This is a genomic window from Paenibacillus sp. JQZ6Y-1, from assembly GCF_040719145.1.
GTDB classification, from domain to species: Bacteria; Bacillota; Bacilli; order Paenibacillales; family Paenibacillaceae; genus Saccharibacillus; species Saccharibacillus kandeliae.
Genome location: NZ_JBFDUZ010000001.1, coordinates 1,200,355 through 1,223,485, shown reverse-complemented (window position 1 = coordinate 1,223,485; position 23,131 = coordinate 1,200,355). Strand labels below are relative to the sequence as shown.

General features: G+C 47.7%; 20 protein-coding genes. All 20 read right to left on the bottom strand.

Features of this window, described 5'->3' with window-relative positions; genetic code table 11:
• Positions 1–4: 4 nt before the first annotated feature.
• On the bottom strand, positions 5–2,509 hold the full coding sequence (gene infB / locus ABXR35_RS05445) for a translation initiation factor IF-2 (protein ID WP_367056538.1): 2,505 nt from the start codon (positions 2,507–2,509) through the stop codon (positions 5–7).
• Positions 2,484–2,825 carry a YlxQ family RNA-binding protein gene (locus ABXR35_RS05440; protein ID WP_367056535.1) on the bottom strand — a complete coding sequence of 114 codons (342 nt, stop codon included), beginning with the start codon at positions 2,823–2,825 and terminating at the stop codon, positions 2,484–2,486. The genes infB and ABXR35_RS05440 overlap by 26 nt, the downstream gene beginning before the upstream one ends.
• A complete protein-coding gene (gene rnpM, locus ABXR35_RS05435) occupies positions 2,818–3,126 on the bottom strand; it encodes an RNase P modulator RnpM (RefSeq protein ID WP_367056532.1) in 309 nt (102 codons plus the stop codon). The genes ABXR35_RS05440 and rnpM overlap by 8 nt, the downstream gene beginning before the upstream one ends.
• 126 nt (positions 3,127–3,252) lie before the next feature.
• Positions 3,253–4,350 (bottom strand): transcription termination factor NusA, encoded by a 1,098-nt coding sequence (gene nusA, locus ABXR35_RS05430; RefSeq protein WP_367056529.1) that lies wholly within the window; start codon positions 4,348–4,350, stop codon positions 3,253–3,255.
• 34 nt (positions 4,351–4,384) lie between these two features.
• A complete protein-coding gene (gene rimP, locus ABXR35_RS05425) occupies positions 4,385–4,846 on the bottom strand; it encodes a ribosome maturation factor RimP (RefSeq protein WP_367056526.1) in 462 nt (153 codons plus the stop codon).
• 374 nt (positions 4,847–5,220) lie between these two features.
• Positions 5,221–9,540, bottom strand: coding sequence for a PolC-type DNA polymerase III (locus ABXR35_RS05420; protein WP_367056523.1), 4,320 nt, complete (start codon positions 9,538–9,540; stop codon positions 5,221–5,223).
• A 199-nt stretch (positions 9,541–9,739) separates the two neighbouring features.
• Positions 9,740–11,197 (bottom strand): proline--tRNA ligase, encoded by a 1,458-nt coding sequence (gene proS / locus ABXR35_RS05415; RefSeq protein WP_367056520.1) that lies wholly within the window; start codon positions 11,195–11,197, stop codon positions 9,740–9,742.
• A gap of 341 nt (positions 11,198–11,538) precedes the next feature.
• A complete protein-coding gene (gene rseP / locus ABXR35_RS05410; RefSeq protein ID WP_367056517.1) occupies positions 11,539–12,816 on the bottom strand; it encodes an RIP metalloprotease RseP in 1,278 nt (425 codons plus the stop codon).
• A 184-nt stretch (positions 12,817–13,000) separates the two neighbouring features.
• Positions 13,001–14,146, bottom strand: a complete 1,146-nt coding sequence (locus ABXR35_RS05405; protein ID WP_367056514.1) for a 1-deoxy-D-xylulose-5-phosphate reductoisomerase — start codon at positions 14,144–14,146, stop codon at positions 13,001–13,003.
• Positions 14,147–14,185: 39 nt separating this feature from the next.
• The gene (locus ABXR35_RS05400; protein WP_367056511.1) at positions 14,186–14,986 is read right to left on the bottom strand and encodes a phosphatidate cytidylyltransferase; all 801 of its coding nucleotides are present in this window, start codon (positions 14,984–14,986) and stop codon (positions 14,186–14,188) included.
• A gap of 47 nt (positions 14,987–15,033) precedes the next feature.
• The gene (gene uppS, locus ABXR35_RS05395) at positions 15,034–15,798 is read right to left on the bottom strand and encodes an undecaprenyl pyrophosphate synthase (RefSeq protein WP_367056508.1); all 765 of its coding nucleotides are present in this window, start codon (positions 15,796–15,798) and stop codon (positions 15,034–15,036) included.
• Between the two features lie 63 nt (positions 15,799–15,861).
• Positions 15,862–16,416 (bottom strand): ribosome recycling factor, encoded by a 555-nt coding sequence (frr, locus tag ABXR35_RS05390; protein WP_367056505.1) that lies wholly within the window; start codon positions 16,414–16,416, stop codon positions 15,862–15,864.
• A complete protein-coding gene (pyrH, locus tag ABXR35_RS05385) occupies positions 16,416–17,144 on the bottom strand; it encodes a UMP kinase (RefSeq protein WP_367056502.1) in 729 nt (242 codons plus the stop codon). Before pyrH ends, frr begins: the two co-directional genes overlap by 1 nt.
• Before the next feature lie 184 nt (positions 17,145–17,328).
• Positions 17,329–17,979, bottom strand: coding sequence for a translation elongation factor Ts (gene tsf, locus ABXR35_RS05380; protein WP_367056499.1), 651 nt, complete (start codon positions 17,977–17,979; stop codon positions 17,329–17,331).
• Between the two features lie 251 nt (positions 17,980–18,230).
• Positions 18,231–18,929 (bottom strand): 30S ribosomal protein S2, encoded by a 699-nt coding sequence (gene rpsB / locus ABXR35_RS05375; RefSeq protein ID WP_367056496.1) that lies wholly within the window; start codon positions 18,927–18,929, stop codon positions 18,231–18,233.
• A 231-nt stretch (positions 18,930–19,160) separates the two neighbouring features.
• Complete coding sequence (locus ABXR35_RS05370) at positions 19,161–19,901, bottom strand: hypothetical protein (protein WP_367056493.1); 741 nt, start codon at positions 19,899–19,901, stop codon at positions 19,161–19,163.
• Positions 19,898–20,509: a hypothetical protein gene (locus tag ABXR35_RS05365; protein ID WP_367056490.1), complete on the bottom strand. Its 612-nt coding sequence runs from the start codon at positions 20,507–20,509 to the stop codon at positions 19,898–19,900. Before ABXR35_RS05365 ends, ABXR35_RS05370 begins: the two co-directional genes overlap by 4 nt.
• A 53-nt stretch (positions 20,510–20,562) precedes the next feature.
• Positions 20,563–20,871 carry a hypothetical protein gene (locus ABXR35_RS05360; protein WP_367056487.1) on the bottom strand — a complete coding sequence of 103 codons (309 nt, stop codon included), beginning with the start codon at positions 20,869–20,871 and terminating at the stop codon, positions 20,563–20,565.
• Positions 20,872–20,895: 24 nt separating this feature from the next.
• Complete coding sequence (locus tag ABXR35_RS05355) at positions 20,896–22,302, bottom strand: flagellar assembly protein A (protein ID WP_367056485.1); 1,407 nt, start codon at positions 22,300–22,302, stop codon at positions 20,896–20,898.
• Between the two features lie 26 nt (positions 22,303–22,328).
• Positions 22,329–23,117, bottom strand: a complete 789-nt coding sequence (locus ABXR35_RS05350) for a FliA/WhiG family RNA polymerase sigma factor (protein ID WP_367056482.1) — start codon at positions 23,115–23,117, stop codon at positions 22,329–22,331.
• Between the last annotated feature and the right edge of the window lie 14 nt (positions 23,118–23,131).

Here is a 23,131-nt window from a genome sequence, read left to right as displayed (position 1 = left end):
CTCGTTATTTGCGCTCTACAGCTTCCATGATGAAGGCTTCGATTGTATCGTTGTCCTTCATATCATTGTAGCCGTCCAGCGTGATACCGCACTCGTAGCCTTGTGCCACTTCTTTGGCATCATCTTTGAAGCGTTTGAGGGAATCGATCTTACCTTCGAAAATAACGATGCCGTCGCGGATCAAGCGTGCTTCCGCAGAACGGGTGATTTTACCGGAAGTAACCATGCAGCCTGCAATCGTACCAACACGGCTGATTTTGAAGGTATTACGCACTTCGGCGTGACCGATAACCACTTCTTTGTACTCTGGATCCAGCATCCCTTTCATCGCTTGCTCGATTTCTTCGATAGCGTTGTAGATGACGCGGTGCAGACGAATGTCCACCTGCTCCTGCTCTGCTGTTTGTTTCGCCTGAACATCTGGGCGAACGTTGAAACCGATAATGATGGCACTAGATGCTGCTGCCAGAATGATATCGGATTCGTTGATGGCACCTACGCCACGGTGGATAATTTTGACGCGAACGCCTTCCACCTCGATTTTTTCGAGCGAGCCTTTGAGAGCTTCGACCGAACCCTGTACGTCGCCTTTGATGATGACGTTCAGATCTTTGATTTCGCCGTCTTTGATATGCTGGAATAGATCATCCAGCGTTACGCGGGTATTGGCACCCAGCTCGGACTGACGATGTGTGATTGCGCGTTTGTCAGCAATCGAACGTGCTTTACGCTCGTCTTCGAATACCATAAACGGATCGCCTGCTTGTGGAACTTCTGTCAAACCAGTGATTTCGACCGGTGTAGAAGGACCAGCTTCTTTGAGACGGCGTCCTTTATCATTTACCATAGCGCGGATACGTCCGAAACAGTTACCGGCAACAAATGCGTCACCGACTTTCAGTGTACCGTGTTGTACCAGAATACGTGCTACTGGACCGCGACCTTTATCCAGCTCAGCCTCGATAACCGCACCACGGGCACGTTTATTCGGATTCGCTTTGTAGTCGTTCACTTCTGCTACCAGCAGGATCATTTCCAGCAGGTCTTCCAGACCCATACGCTGTTTTGCCGATACGTTTACGAAGATCGTATCGCCGCCCCACTCTTCCGGTACCAGTTCATACTCGGTCAGTTCTTGTTTGACTTTATCCGGGTTTGCACCTGGTTTGTCAATTTTGTTAACTGCTACGATGATTGGCAGACCTGCCGCTTTGGCGTGGTTAATCGCCTCTACGGTTTGTGGCATAACGCCGTCATCAGCTGCAACCACGATGATCGTAATATCGGTTACCTGTGCACCACGAGCACGCATAGCGGTAAATGCTTCGTGACCCGGTGTATCCAGGAATGTAATTTTCTTTTTGTTGATTTCGACTTGGTATGCACCGATGTGCTGCGTGATACCGCCTGCTTCGCCGCCTGTTACGTTAGCGGAACGAATCGCATCCAGCAATGTTGTTTTACCATGATCGACGTGACCCATGATGGTAACAACCGGAGGACGGGATTTCAGATCGGCTTCATCATCCACTTCTTCCACCGTTTCAAAACGGTCGTCTTCAACTGGGATTTTGATTTCTACTTCAACGCCGTAATCGTCGGCGATCAGTTGAATCGTTTCCAGATCAAGCTCTTGGTTGATGGTTGCCATTACACCACTGCTGATCAGCTTCTTGATTACTTCGGAAGCATCTTTGTGCAGCAATTTGGCTGTTTCACCGACAGTCATCTCACCACGAACGATGATTTTCTTCGGTGTATTATCGATTTTCTCACGTGGCGGTTGGTTGTTGTTGAAGTTTCTGCCACCGCGACCTTTGCCACCGCGGCTGTTGTTGCGGTTACCATTGTTGTTGCCATAACGGTTACCACCGCCGCTACCGCCACGGTTGCTGTTATTGTTGTTGCGATTGCCACCGCCGCTATTACCACCACGGCTGCTGTTACCGCCACTGTTGCGATTGTCGCTAGAAGAATTGCCACCTTGGGACGTTCTTACCGAACCCGAAGGCTGACGGTTCTGCGAAGAAGAACCGGATTGCGGACGGGAAGCAGCGCTTGGCTGACGGTTTCCTCCGCCTTGAGAATTGCTACGGTTACCCGATTGGTTGGAGCTTTGTGTGCTACGGTTACCGTTACTTTGACTGGACGACGAGTTAGAGCGATTACCTGAGTTGCTGGAACCGCTTTGGGATCTGTTATTCCCATTGGATGAGTTGTTCTGAGTTTTTATATCCATACCTACCTGCTTTTCATTTTTTTCGTACGTCGCCGAAGCGTCCGCCGATTTATTCGTTTCGCTGCTCTGCCGATCGGCAGCAGCGTTCGACTTGATGTTTTTAAAAAACTGTTCCACTTTGCCTACGGCGCCATCTTCCATGACGCTCATATGATTGTTGACCGGTACATTCAGCTTTTTCAAGATCGTAATGATTTCTTTGCTGCTCATATTGAGAGATTTCGCATATTCATAAACTCTCAGTTTATCCTTCTGCTCCTGTGTACTCAATATATTCCACCTCCGACGAATTCCCTATTCGTTTACGGAGAAGCCCTGCGAAACCTTGATCGGTCAGTGCGATCACGACACGACCTTCTTTTCCGATACTGGTTCCCAGACTGTCGCGGTCGTAACCGACCAACAGTGGGATTTGATAACTGCTGCACTTATCGCGGAATTTTTTCTGCGTATTGGCGGAAGCATCACCAGCGAGGATTACGAGCGTAGCTTCACGGGAACGAATGGCCTTCAGTACAAGCTCGTCCCCGGAAAGTACTTTTCCGGCACGCATGGCAAGTCCGAGTAGGGATAGTTCGTTATTCATTAGCGTCTCTCTCCTGCACTGAACTGAATTGGCTTTCTACGCTGCTAAATTCGCTGGCAAGCCGTTCATAAATATCTTGGCTTACCGGCACTTTGAGCGCGCGATCAAACGCGCGGCTTTTCTGTGCCAGCTGGAAGCAAGCTTGCGTGGCACAAACATACGCGCCACGACCTGATTTTTTACCGGTCAAATCAATCTCTACTTGATCTTCCGGCGTGCGAACGATCCGCACCAGACTTTTCTTCGGCATCATTTGCTGGCAGGCAACACACTTGCGCAGCGGTATCTTCTTCGTCTTCATTTGATAACCAACCCCTTTCAAGCATCGGATTGCCCTATAGTCCAGCCGCCGAATCAAGCAGCTTGATGCTGTTCATTCGACGTAGGAATCATTAGGTCGATCCGGTCAGGCATAAAACGGGAAGGTTTAGTCGACCGATACGGAATCCTGATGCATTTCTTCGCCCATTTCTCTCGGACGTCCAAATTCTTCCTCTGCCTGGGTCTCGCTCTTAATATCGATTTTCCAGCTGGTCAGCTTAGCTGCCAGACGGGCATTTTGACCTTTGATACCGATTGCCAGCGACAGCTGATAATCCGGCACGATGACGCGAGCCATCTTTTCTTCTTCAAATACTTGTACTTCCAGCACTTTGGAAGGGCTGAGTGCGTTAGCAACATACTCTTCCACGCTTTCAGAATAGCGCACGATATCGATTTTCTCGCCGCGCAGCTCATTAACGATAGTCTGTACACGCACACCGCGAGGACCTACGCAAGAACCGACCGGATCTACTTCCGTATTGCGGGAGTAAACGGCGATTTTGGAACGGAAGCCAGCTTCGCGTGCAACGGAACGAATCTCAACTACGCCATCAAAGATTTCTGGCACTTCCAGCTCAAATAGACGCTTGAGCAGACCCGGATGTGTGCGTGACAGCACGATCTGAGGACCTTTGGTTGTGTTTTCTACTTTGGTGATGTAGGCTTTGATACGCTCGTTCATGTTGAACTTCTCGTTCGGCATCAGCTCAGTCAGCGGCAGCACCGCTTCGACTTTGCCAAGGTCTACATAGATATTGCGCGCATCTTGACGCTGTACGATACCAGTAACGATATCTTCTTCCTTATCAATAAATGCGTTGTAGATCAAACCGCGTTCCGCTTCACGGATACGCTGAGTAACAACCTGCTTCGCTGTTTGGGCAGCAATACGTCCAAAATCGCGTGGTGTCACTTCGATCTCTGCCACGTCTTCCAATTGGAAGTGTGGGTTGATCTCGCGTGCAGAACCTACTGAAATCTCGGTACGCTCATCCAGTACTTCTTCCACAACCATCTTGCGGGCAAATACCTTGATAGCGCCGGTATTGCGGTTCATATCCACGCGCACATTTTGCGCTGTATTAAAATTACGTTTGTAACTGGAAATCAGGGCAGCTTCAATCGCCTCAAATAGCACGTCTTTACTAATCCCTTTCTCACGTTCCAGCTCGTTCATTGCCTCAATAAAATCCATACTCATGACCTTCAAGATCCCCCTTTCAAAAAACCACCGTTTAAAAAATGATTGCCAGTCTGGCGCTGGCTACTTTTGCGTATGCAATCGTAAAGCGTTTCTTACCCGCTTCGATCAGCAGTTCACCATCGTCAAATGACAGCAGGCGTCCTTCAAACTCCTTCAGACCATCCACCGGCTCGTAGGTCGTCACGAATACATCCTTGCCAACCGCTTTGGTCACGTCGCTCTCTTTTTTGAGCGGACGCTCCGCACCCGGGGAAGAAACTTCCAGAAAATAAGGGTCCTTGATCGGATCATGACTATCCAGTTGTTCACTCATATACTCGCTGATCCGGCCACAATCATCAATATCGATGCCGCCTTCTTTATCTACAAACACGCGCAGAAAGAAATTTTTGCCTTCTTTTACGTATTCCACATCGACCAGCTCAAATCCATGTTCCTCCAAAAATGGCTGCACCATTTCCTCGACGGTCGTTTTAATCTTTGGTGTGCTCAAACAATCCAACCCTCCATCACCTTAGAATCCTGTTATGTCCTTGCAGGCTGTCGTATCCGCAAACCGTCCCAGCTTAAAGAAAATCGAACCAGATAAAGCGCTCTCGGTTCGATCTTTTGCAGTGCGGTCTGATGTGAATATAAGCTGACAGCCTCATACCAAACAGTAAAGAGTGGGTTTCCCCACTCTTTACAGGACGGTTATTTCTTTCTTCACTCTCAAAAATTATACCATAATCCCGCAGTGGTGACAAGTAATTCGCCTTGACCTGCATGCCTTTTACAACAATCTAACGATACGGTACATGACATCATTGCTTATCGTACTACAGCAAGCACTACCGTTTGTTCCACAACGTTATTACCACGTCAAACTTAGAATAGAGACAGCTGATTACTTTCCGGCAAACCGCGGAAGCAGCCCATCTGGGTCATCAGCTCAACGATCGTTTTACTCGCTTTGGATTTCTGTTGGAAATCCTCAATCGACAGAAACTCGCCATGCTCACGTGACGCAGCGATATTGCGCGCTGCATTGTCACCGATACCCTGTACAGCGGAGAACGGCGGAATCAGACTTTTGCCATCTACGGTAAAGGAGGTTGCGTGTGAGCGATACAGATCGAGTGGTTTAAAGGTAAAGCCGCGTGCCGTCATCTCCAGCGCCATCTCCAAAATCGACAGCATCGCTTTTTCCTTCGGCGACGCTTGGAAGCCAAGCTGCTCAATCTCTTCGATCTTGCGATAGATTGCTTCATATCCCTGACAGCACAGATCAATATCAAAATCTTCCGCCCGCACTGTGAAGTACGTCGCATAATATTCAATCGGATGATACAGCTTGAAGTAAGCCGTACGCACGGCAGAGATAACATACGCCGAGGCATGGGCTTTCGGGAACATGTACTGGATTTTGAGACAGGAATCAATGTACCATTGTGGCACTTTACATTTCTTCATCTCGTCGATCCATTCCGGCGTCAGACCTTTACCTTTACGCACGCTCTCCGTGATTTTAAACGCCAGACTCGCATCCATGCCCGCTTTATAAATCAAGAACAACATAATATCGTCACGACAGCCAATTACCGTTTTGATCGTACAGGTGTTATTTTTGATCAATTCCTGCGCGTTGCCAAGCCATACGCCCGTTCCGTGAGACAGACCGGAAATTTGCAGCAAATCGGCAAAGCTGGACGGTTGCGATTCCACAAGCATCTGACGTACGAATTTGGTACCCATTTCCGGTACACCATAGGTTGCTACTGGACTACGCAACTGATGCGGTGAAATGCCAAGCGCTTCGGTGGAGTTGAACATACTCATAACCTTCGGATCATTCATCGGAATTGTCGTCGGGTCTACTCCTGTTAAATCTTGCAGCATCCGCATCATCGTCGGATCATCATGTCCGAGAATATCAAGCTTGAGCAAGTTGGCTTCAAAGGCGTGATAATCAAAGTGCGTGGTCTTCCACTCGGCATTTACATCATCCGCCGGATATTGAACTGGTGTGACATCTTCGACATCGATATAATCCGGTACAACGACGATACCGCCGGGATGCTGTCCGGTACTACGTTTAACGCCAGTACAGCCTGCTGCCAGACGACTCAGCTCGGCACCGCGCCATTTTTTCTGATGCAGTTCTTCGTACTTTTTGGCAAATCCGTATGCGGTTTTCTCCGCTACTGTACCGATGGTTCCGGCACGGAATACGTTTTTCTCGCCAAACAATACTTTAGTATAATTATGCGCAATCGGCTGATAATCACCAGAGAAGTTAAGATCAATATCGGGAACCTTATCCCCTTTAAAGCCAAGGAACGTTTCAAACGGAATATCCTGACCTTCGCCTTTTAGCTCGCCGCCACAATTCGGGCATTCTTTTTTGGGAAGGTCAAATCCACTTGGTACGCTACCATCAAGGAACCATTCGCTATGCTTGCATTCCTTATTGATGCAAATGTAATGCGCTGGCAACGGATTAACTTCGGAAATGCCAAGGAAGGTTGCTACGATAGACGAACCAACCGAGCCCCGCGAACCGACCAGATAGCCGTCTTCGTTTGACTTTTTCACCAGTTTCTCGGAAATAAGATAGTTGGCAGAGAAGCCGTACTTGATAATCGGCTCCAATTCCTTTTCCAGACGAGCGATAATCACCTCTGGCAAATCCTCACCATAGATAGAACGCGCGGTGCTGTAGCAGGTATTACGGATTTCTTCGTCTGCGCCTTCCAGATCGGGTGTGAACAGCTTCTCTGGGAACAACGGGTACACCTCAAAGCGTTCTGCCAGTGCTTGCGTATTGGTCACGACTACTTCATATGCCTTATCTTCGCCGAGGAACGTAAACTCTTCCAGCATTTCCTTGGTTGTACGGAAATGGGCTTCCGGCTTGCGCTGATCCTTGAGCGGGCTAAATCCAGTAATCCCGTTGATGGTAATATCGCGGAAAATCTTCTCACGCGGTTCCAAATAATGCACATTACCTGTCGCTACTACCGGCTTGTCCAGCTTCTCGCCGATTTCGCAAATTTTTTGCAGGGCGATCTCCAATTCGCGCGGTGTGCCGACTAGACCTTTATCCACCAGATGCATATACATCGTCATCGGTTGGATTTCGAGCACGTCATAATACTGTGCGACTTCTTCCGCTTCTTCCTGTGTTTTGTTCAGTACGGTTTCAAAGAACTCGCCTTTTTCGCAACCGGACAATACTACCAGACCTTCGCGATACTGAGTCAGTACAGACTTCGGAATACGCGGTACACGTTTGAAGTATTCGGTATGCGATAGCGACACCAGCTTAAACAGGTTCTTTTTGCCTTTTTCATTCAGTGCATAAATCGTACAGTGGAATGGACGAGCATTGGATAGATCCTGACCGACAAAATCGTTCAGTCGATCCAATTGTGTCAAACGGCGCTCCTGCTCCGCATCCTTCAGTAAGCCGAACAGAATGCCACCCAACGCAATCGTATCGTCAATCGCACGGTGATGACTTTCCAATGCAACTTTGTATTTGGATGCGAGTGTATTCAATCGGTGATTTTTCAGTGTTGGATGTAGCAAACGTGCCAATTCCAGCGTATCCAGTACGGGATTCGTCATTTCTGGTAGATCGTGATTTTTCAATGTTGCTTGGATAAATCCAATATCAAAGCGTGCGTTATGGGCAACTAGAATCCCATCGCCAGCAAATTCTACAAATTCACGAATGACCTGATCAATCTCCGGTGCACCGCGTACCATTTCATCGGTAATATTGGTCAGCTGCTGGATATTGTATGGAATACGTTCATGCGGATCAACAAAGGTCGCATAGCGATCCAATTCTTTCCCTTCCACCATCTTGACCGCCGCAATCTCAATAATCTTGTTCTGCGTGATCGACAGACCGGTGGTCTCGATATCGAATACGATGTAAGTGGATGTACGCAGGTCTCGCGGCTGTGGCTCCAATACAATCGCGGTCGCATCATTCACTACATTGGCTTCCAATCCGTACAGCAGCTTAACGCCGTGCTTTTTGGCTGCTTTTGCTGCTTCTGGGTAACATTGCACACCACCATGATCGGTTACAGCAATCGCCGGATGTCCCCAATCAGCAGCTGTTTTTACATATCTATCAATCGGTGTGATCCCATCCATCGTACTCATCGTGGTATGCAGATGGAATTCAACCCGCTTCTCTTCAGCATCATCTTTGCGTCCCGGTGGCGATTTGATCTCGCTCAGATCGGACGGGATCATTGCCAGTTCTGGAATTTGCATAAATCGGTCGTATTCCACGCGTCCGCGTGCTTTGACCCATTTGCCATTTGCCAGCAGACTCATGATTTTAAGATCTTCTTTTGTTTTGGCAAACATCTTCATTTGCAGAGAATCGGTAAAGTCGGTAATGAAGAACGTAAACAGCGTACTGCCGTTACGCAGTTCTTTGCTGTCGAGACCGAAGATTGTACCTTGCACGACAACCTTTTTCTCCTCGTCCTGCAATTCCTGTAGCGGCATAGCTGGGTCTTTGATCTCGTAGCCGACCTGCAAGCGTACCGGTTCGCCATCCTCATCCAGCTCTTCTTCCAGCTCGGATTCAACGCTGGTCATCAGACGTTCGATCTCCAGCAGTTCTTCCTGACGACGCTGCTCATGGAATGCCTGTACTGCTTCCGTGGAGTTCTCGCCCACTTCAATCTTGATGCGCAGCTGTATATTAAAGTACTCGTCGTAAAATTTGACGATTGCTTGATCAATCTGCTTTTTCTTCGCTAGCTCTAGTGCCATCTGATCGGTCATCGTCAATGTCAGCACATCATCGTTAAGAGCAAATTTGGCGCGAGTCATCCATCCATTTACCGATGGAATCTGACGCTGTACCCATTCCAAAAACAATGTCCAATATTCTTCGACGACCTGTACGTGATCAATCTGTTCGTTATATTGAAATAAAAAGCGTATTTTGGCAATATGGTTCATCTTATCCTGAATATGACGGCAAAAGGTACGATAGGTCGGTGAAGGCACCAGTGTATCTTTGGCGATAATCAGTTTCCACTCTTTGTTGCTGCGGCTGATTTCCACCCGCTCGATGATCCCATCCGCAAAATAGGGCTCCATCAGACCTGCAGGCACCTGTGCCTGCTGCATCAACAGCTCAAAACGTTGTCTTTTTTCCCCGCTTGCGCTCATGAGGTCCCCCTTTGAAAAAAGCAGCAAGCTTCCGTATACATCGGTGCCGGACTCATGTCCACTCCGTTTGCTGGAAGCTTGCCTGCTTGAGTTATGCTTTGCTGCCAGATTATAAAGCTCAATCAGGCGTATAATTGCTATTCTTAATTATGCTGTGTGCCTTGTTTTGATAACAACGCTCTATTACCAAATTGAAGAATTAGTATGCGCGTGCGAATACGACAGTATGCTTCGCTGGTTGACCTGTTACGAGACATTTTTCTTTTTGTACATCCAACTGGAACGGAATATTACGAATCGTTGCGCCAGTTTCTTCTTTCACCTTACGCTCCGTTTCATCGGTACCATCCCAACCAGCGATAAAGAAGCCACGCTTCTCTTCCATGATGGTCTTCATTTCGTCGAGTGTATCGACTACGTGCATGTTCTCCTCACGGAAGGACAGGGCACGATTGTACATTTCCTGCTGTACCTGCTCCAGCATGCTTTGTACTTCTTCAACGATATTGTCGAGTGGTACTTGCTTTTTCTCGCCGCTAATGCGGGATACGAGTACACATACGCCATTTTCAATATCGCGTGGTCCTACTTCCAGACGAACAGGAATACCGCGCATTTCGTATTCGTTGAATTTCCAACCTGGGCGAACATCGGCACGATCGTCGATCCCTACGCGTACGCCAGCTTTTTTCAATTCAGCGAACAGCTCGTCCGCACGTCCTACGACCACATCGCGTGTTTTTGGAGGACCAATTGGAATGATCATGACTTGTTTTGGTGCTACTTTTGGTGGCAGCGCCAGACCACGGTCGTCGCCGTGTACCATGATCAACGAACCGATCAGACGCGTACTCACACCCCAAGATGTCGTATGCGCAAATTCCTGTGTATTTTCACGGCTCAGGAATTGAATATCAAAGGCTTCGGCAAAATTGGTACCCATATAGTGAGAAGTTCCTGCTTGTACAGCGCGTCCGTCCTTCATCATCGCTTCGATGGAGTATGTAGCTTTTGCACCGGCAAACTTCTCGGATGGACTCTTTTGACCTTTAATGACAGGAATAGCCAAGAATTCTTCTACAAACTCAGTGTACACATCCAGCATTTTCATTGTTTCTTCCAGTGCTTCTTCGGCAGTTTCGTGCGCCGTATGACCTTCTTGCCACAGGAATTCACTTGTACGTAGGAATGGCAGCGTACGCTTCTCCCAACGCACTACGTTTGCCCACTGGTTAATCAGTACTGGCAGATCGCGGTACGATTGAATCCAACGGGAATACATATGTCCAAACATCGTTTCGGACGTTGGGCGAATCGCCAGACGCTCTTCCAGCGGATCACCACCCGCTTCTGTTACCCACGGCAGCTCTGGGTTGAAGCCCTCCACGTGTTCTTTTTCTTTTTCAAAAAAGCTTTCTGGGATAAACAGTGGGAAATACGCATTGCGATGACCGGTTTCTTTGAAACGACGATCCAGATCACGCTGAATATGCTCCCAAATTTCGTATCCGTCTGGACGGAATACGATACAGCCGCGCACTGGGGAATAGTCCATCAGTTCGGCTTTTTTGATCACGTCAATATACCAGCGTGAAAAGTCTTCACTCTGTGGCGTGATTTCTGTTACAAATTGTTTGTCCTGCTTTTCGTTCGACATAAAAGTGGATATCCTCCCGTAAGTAACCATTATTAAGATGAGCACCCGCCGAAACGGCTGCTGTATTGGTGTTGGTTCAGAACGGCTGCCAGCTACTGCATGCGGTTCTGTCTGTTCATCTATTGTAGCATGACTGACTCGTTTTTTTGAATCATTTCACGCAAAGAAGCAAAAGAGCATAGTAGAAAATGTGACTTCTTCGCCGCAATCCATTGCTGCATACGGCTTCTACGCTCTCGTGCTTCCGCAAAATAATAGATGGCAGACGACAGCCAGACCAACAGACATATGTGGATATGCCGGGTCTGGCTGTCATGTTTGTTGCATAAATTGGTATATTTTTATCCTTTGATCAAACGCAGAATATCATTGTATGTTACGGCGATCATTAACAGGAACAGCATCGCAAAGCCGATGACATGCACCAAACCTTCTTTGCTTGGCTCAATCGGTTTCCGACGAATCCATTCTACAAAGATAAAGATCAGTCGGCTTCCATCCAACGCCGGAATCGGCAGCAAATTGAAGATCCCTAGGTTGGTACTGATTAAGGCTGTCCACAAGATCATACTTGCTAGACCTTGACGTGCTACTTGCGCCGTCATATCAATCGTACCTACTGGTCCAGCCAGATCATTGATGGCAAATTGCCCAAACACCAATTTTTTGAGCCCTGTCAAAATCGCTGTGCTCATATCGACAAATTGATGCCCTGCTTGCGTAAAGGTTTCGGTGAACGAAGCCGGACGTGTCTGTGCAGAAACGGCTACACCGACTTTACCTACATTCCCAGCACTAGCATCCGCTTTTGGTGTGACCGACAACATTTGCTCCTGACCGCCACGATCGATTTTCCATTCCATCGCTTTGTTCGGCGATTGCTCAATCAGCTGGATCATTTTAGCGGAGTCACCGCCGATCGCTGTACCGTTGATCTGTTCAACGATATCACCTTTTTGCAATCCTGCTGCTGCGCCTGCCGATGATTCAGTCACTTGACCGAGTACAACGCCTGTAGGATTATCTACCGGCACACCCGTCATACGGACGAAAATCAAACAGAGCACAAATGCCAAAATAAAGTTCATCGCTGGACCCGCAAAAATGGACAAAGCGCGCTGTCCAACCGAAGCGCTGTTGAAGTGACGATTACGCGGAGCAATCTGAATCTCTTGCCCTTTGACCGTCATCATCGCTTGCGGGTGCACATCAAATGTCTGCACTTCCCTATCGACGTTCATCACGATTTTCAAGTCATCCACCAGATCGATCGATTGTACTTCGCCGCGAATCACATTGCGGCGATTGTCCAACTGATCCACGAAGATGGATTTGACCTGATTGTCTGCCATCCGTACGGCAATGGTCTGTCCGGGCTGAATCTCTGCCAGCTCTGGGTCTTCGCCTGCCATCCGTGCATAGCCACCAAACGGTAGCAGTCTGAGTGTAAATACGGTTTCGTCCTTTTTATATGAAAACAGCTTGGGACCGAATCCTATTGCAAATTCGCGTACGAGTACTCCGGCACGTTTGGCGAAAAAATAGTGTCCCCATTCATGCACCGTAACAATAACGAAAAACATGAGTACCGTCATAATAACTACTTGAAGTGTCTCCAAATTGCCAAATCCTCCTTCATATGCTTGCGACCGAAGTCTGTACGACCAGAGTGTTCGTACTCCATTAGATTATCACTTTTGTTCGCTCACTTACAAGCGGCGGTATAGGAATACATGAAATCTTTTCCATAATAGACAGAGATAATCCACACGGTCCTTTTGACAATCAGAGACAGCCGTACTATTAGGCAAATGCGGTGACAGCGCGCTGGCGAACCTCAGCATCTACCTGCTGGATCGTTTCCAGATCAGGCGATGAGATGACATCATGATGCTGGAGCGCATCCTCAATAATATCTTCAATATTCAAAAACGAAATCTCTCCCTTCAAAAAACGGGAAACAGCAACTTCGTTTGCAGCATTGAATACTGTCGGAGCCGTTCCACCTGCACGTCCACTTTCAAACGCCATGCGCAAACATGGGAAACGTTCGTAATCCATATCACGGAAATTCAATTGACCGACCTTAGCGAGCGACAATCGGGTGGATGGAGATGGCTGACGATCTGGATAGGTGAGTGCATATTGAATCGGCACACGCATATCAGGATTGCCTAGCTGCGCAATAATGCTTGTATCAGCAAATTCCACAAACGAATGAATGATACTTTCAGGATGCAATACAACCGAGATTTGGTCGTATGTCATGCCAAACAGCCAATGCGCTTCGATTACTTCCAGCCCTTTGTTTGCCATTGTCGCTGAATCAATTGTAATTTTGGAGCCCATCGACCAGTTTGGATGCTTGAGCGCATCGGCGACGGTCACGTCACGCAATTGATCCCGCGTACGGTCGCGGAACGAACCGCCGGATGCTGTCAATGTCAGTTCAGTAATACGCTCTCGCGGCTCACCGTTAAGACATTGAAATAGCGCCGAATGCTCGCTATCAATTGGCAAAATGGCTACCGCTTTGCTGCGAGCGCGTTCGGTCACGATATGACCGGCAGTAACCAACGTCTCCTTGTTAGCAAGACCGATCGTTTTGCCTGCGTCAATCGCTGCCAATGTCGATGGTAGACCCATACTACCCATCACTGCTGTAACGACGGTATCCGCATCATTATGAGCGGCAGCTTCGATCAATCCCTGCTCTCCATAATGTACATGTATGGATTGTGGTAATCGTTCACGCACCTGTTCCGCCAGTTCTTTTGTGGAAACAGATACCAGCTTCGGTTGGAATTCGAGCGCCTGTTCTACAACCAGTTCCACGTTGCTGCCAGCTGCCAGACTTTCCACTTTGAATTGATCTGCATGAGCACGTACCACATCTAGCGTTTGGGTACCAATCGAGCCAGTTGAACCAAGAATCGCGATCTTTTTCATTATAGCCTCCGTCTTGAGTACCTGTATTGTTGCAAATGATCAGAAAGGCATAAGCATTAGAATATGCACAAACGGGAATACCATCAGCCAGCTATCACAACGATCCAAAATACCACCATGACCAGGCAGGATTTTACCGGAATCCTTGATGCCATACACACGCTTGTAAGCAGATTGAATCAAATCGCCCATTTGTCCGATAACAGCTGCCGCCAGGCCAATCAAGAGCGCATTGCCAATATGAAATAGCGTCGGTGATATGATCGAGAAGGCGACCGCTGCAAGCATGGCAAAAAAGATACCGCCCACTGCACCCTCTATCGTTTTGTTCGGGCTAATCGAAGGCCAGAGTTTGTTTTTGCCAAGCGCCTTCCCTGTGAAATACGCTCCAATATCGCTGGCCCAGATGGAACAAAGCAGCATAAAGGTCCAGAACAAACCGTGACCGTCTGGTGCTTGCCTCGTCTCGGCAATATAGGAAAAACCGGTGCCGATATAAAATGCACCGATAAACAGCAACGCCATCAGCTTGATGTCCTGCTGGTTTTTGGTAATCACCGTAATCGACAGCAGTAGCAGCATGACGATCCATATCATATGATCAACCGACAATGGCGGTGTCAGATCCATTAGTGTCCAGGGAAACAGCATATATGCGACACTAATGTAACCGATCACCGCCGGTGCTCCAAACGGAGCCGCCTTTGTCATCGTTGTAAATTCATAAAATCCGACAAGCGCCATCACCAATAAAAGGGTTTGATACGCATACCCTCCAAAGAGACAAAGTCCCAGATATACGATTGCGGCTATGATACCAGTGATTATCCGCTCTTTCACAATTTATCCTCCATCCGAAACAACAGGGGTATCGCCGTGAGTACGGCTTACAGCCCGCCATATCTGCGTATTCTGCGCTGATATTCCGCTACTGCTTCGATCATATGTTCTTTGCCAAATTCCGGCCAGTAAATCGGTGTAAACCACAATTCACTGTAAGCTAGCTGCCACAGCATAAAGTTGCTGAGACGTAGCTCCCCGCTTGTCCGAATTAACAGATCGGGATCGGGCAATCCAGATGATTGCAGTACCTGACCGAATGTATCCGGTGTAATGTCATCGACAGACAGCTTGCCTTCCTGAACGGCATGTACCATCTGCTTGACGCCTTCGGTAATCTCGATTCGACTGCCATAATTTAAGGCAAATGTCAGCACAAGACCGGTATTGTGTTCCGTATCACGCATCGCTTTTTCCAGCGGTTCCAGCGTGTAGGAAGGCAGAATGCTTTTATCGCCCATTAGGCGTACCTGTACATTGCGCTCAACTAGCTCATCCAGCTCCGTTGCCACAAATTCAGCAGGCAGCTTCATCAGAAAATCGACTTCGTCTTTCGGCCGTTTCCAGTTTTCCGTGGAGAAGGCATACATCGTCAAATATTTAACTCCAAGTTCGTCGGCGGCCATAGTGGCCCGTTTAACGGCTTTCATGCCGTTCTGGTGTCCGATGACACGAGGCATACCGTGACTTTTCGCCCAACGACCGTTTCCGTCCATAATAACGGCGATATGATGGGGAACATTATCCGGCGAGAGCTCGCTGGTATGCTGTTGTTCGTCTTTATCCAACCACGAGCGAACACGCTTGAACATCGTTTTTCCTCCATACAGTGTGAAAAGAGACAAACCCCACCGTTCGGAGGGGTCGCAAGTCTCTTACACTTCCATAATCTCTTTTTCTTTCGCAGCAAGTACGTTGTCGACTTCCTTGATGAAGCGATCAGTCAGCTTTTGTACATCTTCCTGATGACCACGCGATTCATCTTCAGAGATATCTGTTTTTTCAAGTTTTTTGATATCATCATTCGCATCACGGCGAATGTTACGGATTGCCACTTTGGATTCCTCACCGAATTTTTTGGTCAGTTTGACCAGTTCGGCGCGGCGTTCTTCCGTCAGTGCTGGAATGGACAAGCGAATGATGTTACCATCGTTCGCAGGTGTCAGACCGAGATCCGATTTCATAATGGAGCGCTCAATATCGCTCAGCGATGTTTTATCCCATGGCTGAATGATCAGTGTGCGCGGGTCTGGTGTTGTAATGTTTGCCAGCTGGTTTACCGGTGTCAGTGCTCCATAGTATTCCACCTGTACACGATCCAGAATGGATGGTGTTGCGCGACCTGCACGCAGTGTCGACAGATCGCGACCCAGTGCTTGGATCGCTTTTTGCATGCGTTCTTCAGCGCTTTTCTTAATTCCTTGAGGCATTAGTCTACACTCCCTTTAACAATGGTTCCGATTTTTTCACCAAGTACAACGCGTTTGATATTGCCTTGTTCGGTAATTGCAAACACAATCAATGGAATATTGTTATCCATACACAGCGAAGATGCGGTTGAATCCATAACGCCCAGATTCTGGTTCAGCACCTCGAGGTATGTAAGCTGTTCGAATTTTTGTGCCGTTGGGTCTTTGAACGGATCTGCCGAGTAGACACCATCGACTTTGTTTTTCGCCATCAAAATTACTTCTGCTTCGATTTCAGCTGCACGCAGTGCTGCTGTTGTATCTGTGGAGAAGAATGGATTGCCTGTTCCTGCCGCAAAGATCACGACGCGTCCCTTTTCCAGATGACGGATCGCTCTCCGGCGGATGTATGGCTCAGCAATCTGCTGCATCGCGATAGAAGTCTGTACACGCGTAGGCACCTCGATTTGCTCCAGTGCGTCTTGCAGTGCCAGCGAGTTCATCACAGTGGCCAGCATACCCATATAGTCAGCCGTTGCACGGTCAATGCCGCCTTGGCTGCCCGCAATCCCACGCCAGATATTACCGCCGCCGCATACGACTGCAACCTCCACACCCAATGCGACAACTTCTTTGATCTGTTCGGCAATGGAAGAAATCGTGCTGGCTTCAATACCGTACCCAGCCGTTCCCGACAACGACTCACCGCTGACTTTTAAGACCACTCTTTTAAATACAGGCTTATTCAAATGCATACCCTCCACTTTGTAAATTTAGTTATGATCGCGGAACATCGGTTACCTATCGCCGAATGTGCCGTTTTAAGGTTGCCGTAATTAAACGATTTTACAAAAGAAGGAACACAGTTTGTGTCCCCTCCCTTGTTTGTATTTCCGAATCGTTTTCCGGTATGTCCATCTTCCGGTTGGAAGATTAGCGTTTAACCTGTGCCATAACTTCTTCAACAAAGTTATCTTCTTTTTTCTCCAGACCTTCACCCAGCTCGAAACGAGCGAAGCGACGGATCGAGATGTTTTCGCCGATTGTGCTGATTTTTTCGTTCAGCAGTTGGCTGATTGTTTTGTCTGGATCTTTAACGAAGGATTGCTCCATCAGGCAGTACTCTTCGTAGTACTTGTTGATGCGACCTTCAACCATTTTTTCAACGATTTTCTCTGGTTTGCCTTCGTTCAGAGCTTGTGCTTTCAGGATCTCTTTTTCTTTCTCGATCGCTTCAGCAGGTACTTCTTCACGACGAACATACAGCGGGCTTGCTGCTGCGATTTGCATAGCGATGTCGCGAGCGAAGTCTTTAAATTGATCTGTTTTACCAACGAAGTCAGTTTCACAGTTGATTTCTACCAGTACGCCGATACGTCCGCCAGCGTGGATGTAAGATTCAACTGTACCTTCTGTTGCTGCACGACCAGCTTTGTTTGCTGCTGCGGACAGACCTTTTTCACGAAGTACGTCGATTGCTTTCGAGATATCGCCGTTTGTTTCTTCCAGCGCTTTTTTGCAATCCAGCATACCTGCGCCTGTTTTTTCACGAAGCTCTTTTACTGCGCTTGCGTTAACTGCCATTAGTGTGACCTCCATATAGTCAAAAGTTTAAGTTAAGTACCTGTGTGCAAAACGCTCCGATTGTTGCAAATCGTGCGTTGCTGACGGCATCACAGCCGCCGCTCCAACCATATCCAGTAGAAGCTTACCATATTTCATCAGGAAATAAAATTCCCGATTACCTTAAAAAAAGGGCAGTGAAAGGTTTACACCTGCCAACCACCCTTTTATTTTAGAAAGCATTCATTGCTATATCGACGCGTCAGCGGCAATTATGCAGTTGTTTGTTCGCCTTGGTTAGCTTCGATGACTGCATCAGCCATTTTTCCAGTCAACAGTTTAACAGCGCGGATCGCGTCGTCGTTACCTGGAATTACATAGTCGATTTCGTCTGGATCGCAGTTAGTATCAACGATACCTACGATTGGGATACCCAGTTTGCGTGCTTCTGCAACAGCGATACGCTCTTTACGAGGATCGATGATGAACAGGGCGCTAGGCAGGCCTCTCATGTTTTTGATACCGCCCAGGAATTTTTGCAGACGATCTTTTTCTTTGCGAAGCAAGATAACTTCTTTTTTAGGAAGTACTTCGAAAGTACCGTCTTCTTCCCATTTTTCCAGTTCTTTCAGACGGTTGATACGTTTTTGAATTGTTTCAAAGTTAGTCAGTGTACCACCCAACCAACGTTGGTTGATGTAGAATTGACCAGCGCGCTCAGCTTCTTCCTTAACGGAATCTTGAGCTTGCTTTTTTGTACCAACGAACAGGATTGTACCGCCGTCAGCTGCAACGGATTTTACAAAGTTGTAAGCTTCGTCAACTTTTTTAACCGTTTTTTGCAGGTCAATGATGTAGATACCGTTTCTTTCAGTGAAGATGTAACGGTCCATTTTAGGGTTCCAACGACGAGTTTGGTGACCGAAATGTACCCCAGCTTCGAGAAGCTGTTTCATGGAAATAACTGCCATGTTTGTGTTCCTCCTAATGTTTTGGTTTTTTGTGTGCCTCCGCATCCTTCATCTTCCGGCAAAACTTTTCATACGAAAAGCACCTCTGCTCGAAATCGGAATGCGTGTGTTTTAACACCATTAGTTAATATATCATAAATATCTTGTTGGTTGCAACCTCAATATTTTGTCATTCATTTCCCACTTTTTTTATACTAAAACAGCCACCCTGGCTGTTGTGCAATATGCACATCAGGAGGATGGCTGTCCGGTAATTTCTTTAATGATTTTGTCATAGCTATCGCCAGCATTAATCTGATAATTGCCAATTTGCAAATGCTTGTTGGCATTCAATTCCGAGGCACGACTAACAAAATCGCTTTGGCTGCTGATCAGACCTTGCTTTTTTAGGTTATAGGCAACATCGCTTAGCATCTCACCACCGCTAATGCTGAACTGTACGGTAGACGGCGTGGCAGCCTTGGATGGCTGAGTAGTCGCTGTCTTATTTGATGTACTGCTTGTACTTGCAGCTGACGATGTAGGTTGCTCCGAATCTGTTGCCGAAGACGTTGATGAGGACTTTGGCTCACTTGGATCGGTCGTCGAGCTAACAGATGAAGATTGCGGCTGTTCGGGAGCCGTTGTAGAGCTGATGGAATTGCTCGATGAGCTATCCGGCTGCTCTGGACTGGTTGGTGCTTCCGGGTCGGTACTCGTCGGTTCCGTCGTATCAGATTGCTTTTGCGATTGGGCTTTTTTGGTTGCCTCCTGCTTTTGCAATTCCTGCCACTGCTCTTTATTGTACACCTGCTCATCTGAGCTATAAATCTGCATATTTTGAGCCTGTGCTGCCTGTTGAATCTGTTCTGGAGTCAACTGCATGCCATTCAGCATCGTTTGTCCTTTGCCGATATTCACAAGCTGCAATAAAATGGCACCAACGATAATACCGACACCAATGCCAATCATAAATGAACGATTTTTGATCACGATTGTTCCTCCTGTTTGGCAAGCTGCAGGATCAGCAGCACTTCTCCGCGCTGCAAACCAACCGTTTTGGCTATCGTATCAACCGACTTGCCATTGTCATGCAGTTTGAACAGCTCAGGGTAACGATCCTGAATCCGCTCCTGTTGGGGCAACTCCGGCTCGTTATCTGCCTGCTGCTGTTCCTGCATCATTCGTGCTGCCGACTTCATCAGCTCTTCTCCCTGACGATTCAGACCGTTCATGTCCGTTGGTGGAGCTGGAACGGCAGCAGGCATCATAGGAGCTGCTGCTATCGGCTGGACAGCCGCAGTAGCCGCACGTTGCTCTAGTTCCATCAGCCGCTGACGCATTTCGCTAACCTGCTCTTGCAGAGCGATTTGCTTGGCAGATGATTCCTGCTTAATTTTTGAAACGAGATCAATAATCTCTTCGTTTTCCTTTTCAATCTCGGTCATGTAATGCTCCAGCGTATCCTCTACCTTTTCAACTGTGGCAGTGGCGACCGTTTCTTCCGGCTGGCTCTTGTTCTTGCGTGGCAGCACCATACCGTAGACAACGGCGAGTGCTCCCAGCAATACGATATATACCCATGAAGGCAAATCACCCATAGTTAGCTCACCCTAAATCAATATGTCATAATATCGCAAACAAAACCTGTCTTTTAAAAGGACAGGTCGATATGTTTGCCTTTGTATGGATGCTCGGCAGGAGCAGGTTGCGTTTCGTCTTCTAGCTGCTGATGATGCTGTTGCTGAGCATGCTGCTCGCCCGGATGACCATCATGAATCGACGCATCCGCCGATTGCTTGACGCCATCACTACGGGTTCTCATTCGCTCCGCCTGCTCAAGGGTACGATCAGCCAGAATCGACTGCTCAATGGATGGACGCATCAGATGTTCCTGTTGAATTTTGCCAGCTTCACTTGTACGCGGTACCGCAATTTGTAATTCCACAGCTCTCATGCCCATTACCAACACCCACCTTATTTGAAATTAATGATTCGCCACCATCGTAATGTCTCCGTCTTGGAACACAAAGCTTACTCGTTGTGCCGTATCTTTAATATACTTCGTATAGCGTCCGATGACCAGCTTAGATCCACCATAAATCGTATGCATGACCTCGATTTTGGCTTTACCGGATTCCTCCAGTCGCCGTTCAATCTCTAGTACGCTATCTTTGATGTCATCGCGCTCACGCAGTTGGCTCTTTTTGGTAGCCGACAATTTGATTCGCAATGCCATTTTGTCCGGTCCCAGCTGTCCGACAGATGCCAGTTGATCCAGAAGGGTTAAAGCTTTCTCGGTTTTGTCGAGATTTTCGTTATGTGTTTTGAGTTCCTTCCGCAGCACGACAAGCTGATTACGCAGTTCCGGCAGAACGCCAACCTCAATTTCGGTTACGGTAAAAGCGGTATTGCCGATGGTACGACCAACGACCATTTCACCCGCTTGCAGTTGTCCGCCAACAATCAGCCCTTTGGGACCGTCACAGCGGATACTTTCTCCTGCTTGGATATGAGAGTGCATGATGCTTTGTGAGACGATGACTGATTCACCAGCCTGTACATTGCCTTCCTGAATAAAACCGGTTTTGACATTGACTGCTGCTTTGACCAGCCCTTTGTTATAACCGATAATACCGCCGGTGATCTCAATCGAGCCGCCTGCTTCCAGTTCGGCACCTTCCACTCCACCAACCACCCGAATATCCCCGGATGCCCGTACACGGAAATTGGAAAGCACATTGCCGCGAATGACCACCGTACCGACAAAATCAATATTGCCGGTATGATAATCAATATCGCCGTTCACTTCATACACGGGAAAGACATTGATCTTATCGTTGTCCGTACGCGATACCACACCGTCAATGGCTGCATAAATGGCTGTCTGCTCCGGATTAAGTACAATGTTTTTGCCAAGCTTGAAACGCGCTTCTTTACCGGGCTTGTAGGGGATTCGCTCTCCCGCTACATCAATGCCCGGCTCACCAGGCTGTGGATCAACCTTTTCGGCGATCAGCTGACCGCGAAGCGCATTATTCAAACGTAAAATTTCTTTGTAGTCCACGCTGCCATCTTCGGCTTCCAGTGGTCCCCTATTTTCGGAATCGATCGCTATCGCATGGTGGATGTAACCGTCGATGCCCGGTACCGGTGCGGTACCGCGCGCAACTTCGATGGTCTCGGTCTGATACAGTTCTGGCTGCGATGCCAGCTTGACCAGTTCTTCCATTTTGATGCCATAGGTGATTCCTTGCGTACGCAAAAATCCCTCCAGTTGTTCAGCCGTGCATGCAAACTGTTCATCAAACGTCTGAAATGCCAGATAAGCAGCCGACTTGTCATTCGAAAAACTTACTTTTACATATTCGTCGAGCGTTAATTGAGAGGTCACGCCTTTTTCCCCTTTCACAAACGGCGTTACATATCCTGCATTAACAGACCTCTTTGTTTGTCCAGTGCTCCCCGGAGACGAAGAATCGCCTTGGAATGCAATTGCGAGATGCGAGACGGAGACAGTGACATAACTTCCGCAATTTCACTGAGTGAAAGGTCTTCATAGTACAGCAGTGACACAACCGTTCTTTCTTTTTCGGTAAGCTTCTCAATGCCCTTCATCAGCAATTCCTTGAGTACAAAATCATTTACACTACGATCGGGGTTTTTCGCTTTTTCATCTACAATCAATGACATGCGAGTTTCCGATTCTTCTTCGCGAATAGGATCTTCTAGCGATGTGATTGTCATAACTGCTACATCTTGCAGCATAGTCTGAAATTCACGCTCACTTACATCCAAAAATTCACTAATTTCTGCATCGGATACAGAACGTAAATATTTCTGTTCCAATTGCTGGTAAGCATCTTCAATCTTGCGCGCTTTTTCGCGTACAGAGCGGGGAACCCAATCTCCTTGTCTCAATCCGTCCAGTATCGCTCCACGCACACGCCAGGAGGCATACGTTTCGAATTGCAAACCGCGTTTATAATCGAATTTTTCAATGGCGTCAATTAGACCCATCACTCCGTTACTCATCAAATCGTCCTTGGAAACATTTTTCGGGAGACCGATCGCAAGGCGGCTGGACACATATTCCACGGTGCCAAGATAATTTTCGATCAAGCGTTTTTTTGCTTCCACATTACCATGCTCTTTCCACTGCACCCACAGCTCGATATGGTTCAAGTGGCTTCCTTTTTGCTCGCTCAATTGCTTTCACCCTC

What these genes read in the sequence shown, in the direction of transcription:
- uppS (WP_367056508.1), bottom strand. Translation starts at nt 15,798, where the DNA reads ATGTTCAAGCGTGTTCGCTCGTGGTTGGATAAAGACGAACAACAGCAT.
- ABXR35_RS05420 (WP_367056523.1), bottom strand. Translation starts at nt 9,540, where the DNA reads ATGAGCGCAAGCGGGGAAAAAAGACAACGTTTTGAGCTGTTGATGCAG.
- ABXR35_RS05365 (WP_367056490.1), bottom strand. Translation starts at nt 20,509, where the DNA reads ATGGGTGATTTGCCTTCATGGGTATATATCGTATTGCTGGGAGCACTC.
- frr (WP_367056505.1), bottom strand. Translation starts at nt 16,416, where the DNA reads ATGCCTCAAGGAATTAAGAAAAGCGCTGAAGAACGCATGCAAAAAGCG.
- rpsB (WP_367056496.1), bottom strand. Translation starts at nt 18,929, where the DNA reads ATGGCAGTTATTTCCATGAAACAGCTTCTCGAAGCTGGGGTACATTTC.
- tsf (WP_367056499.1), bottom strand. Translation starts at nt 17,979, where the DNA reads ATGGCAGTTAACGCAAGCGCAGTAAAAGAGCTTCGTGAAAAAACAGGC.
- ABXR35_RS05360 (WP_367056487.1), bottom strand. Translation starts at nt 20,871, where the DNA reads ATGGGCATGAGAGCTGTGGAATTACAAATTGCGGTACCGCGTACAAGT.
- nusA (WP_367056529.1), bottom strand. Translation starts at nt 4,350, where the DNA reads ATGAGTATGGATTTTATTGAGGCAATGAACGAGCTGGAACGTGAGAAA.
- rnpM (WP_367056532.1), bottom strand. Translation starts at nt 3,126, where the DNA reads ATGAAGACGAAGAAGATACCGCTGCGCAAGTGTGTTGCCTGCCAGCAA.
- ABXR35_RS05440 (WP_367056535.1), bottom strand. Translation starts at nt 2,825, where the DNA reads ATGAATAACGAACTATCCCTACTCGGACTTGCCATGCGTGCCGGAAAA.
- proS (WP_367056520.1), bottom strand. Translation starts at nt 11,197, where the DNA reads ATGTCGAACGAAAAGCAGGACAAACAATTTGTAACAGAAATCACGCCA.
- ABXR35_RS05405 (WP_367056514.1), bottom strand. Translation starts at nt 14,146, where the DNA reads ATGAAAAAGATCGCGATTCTTGGTTCAACTGGCTCGATTGGTACCCAA.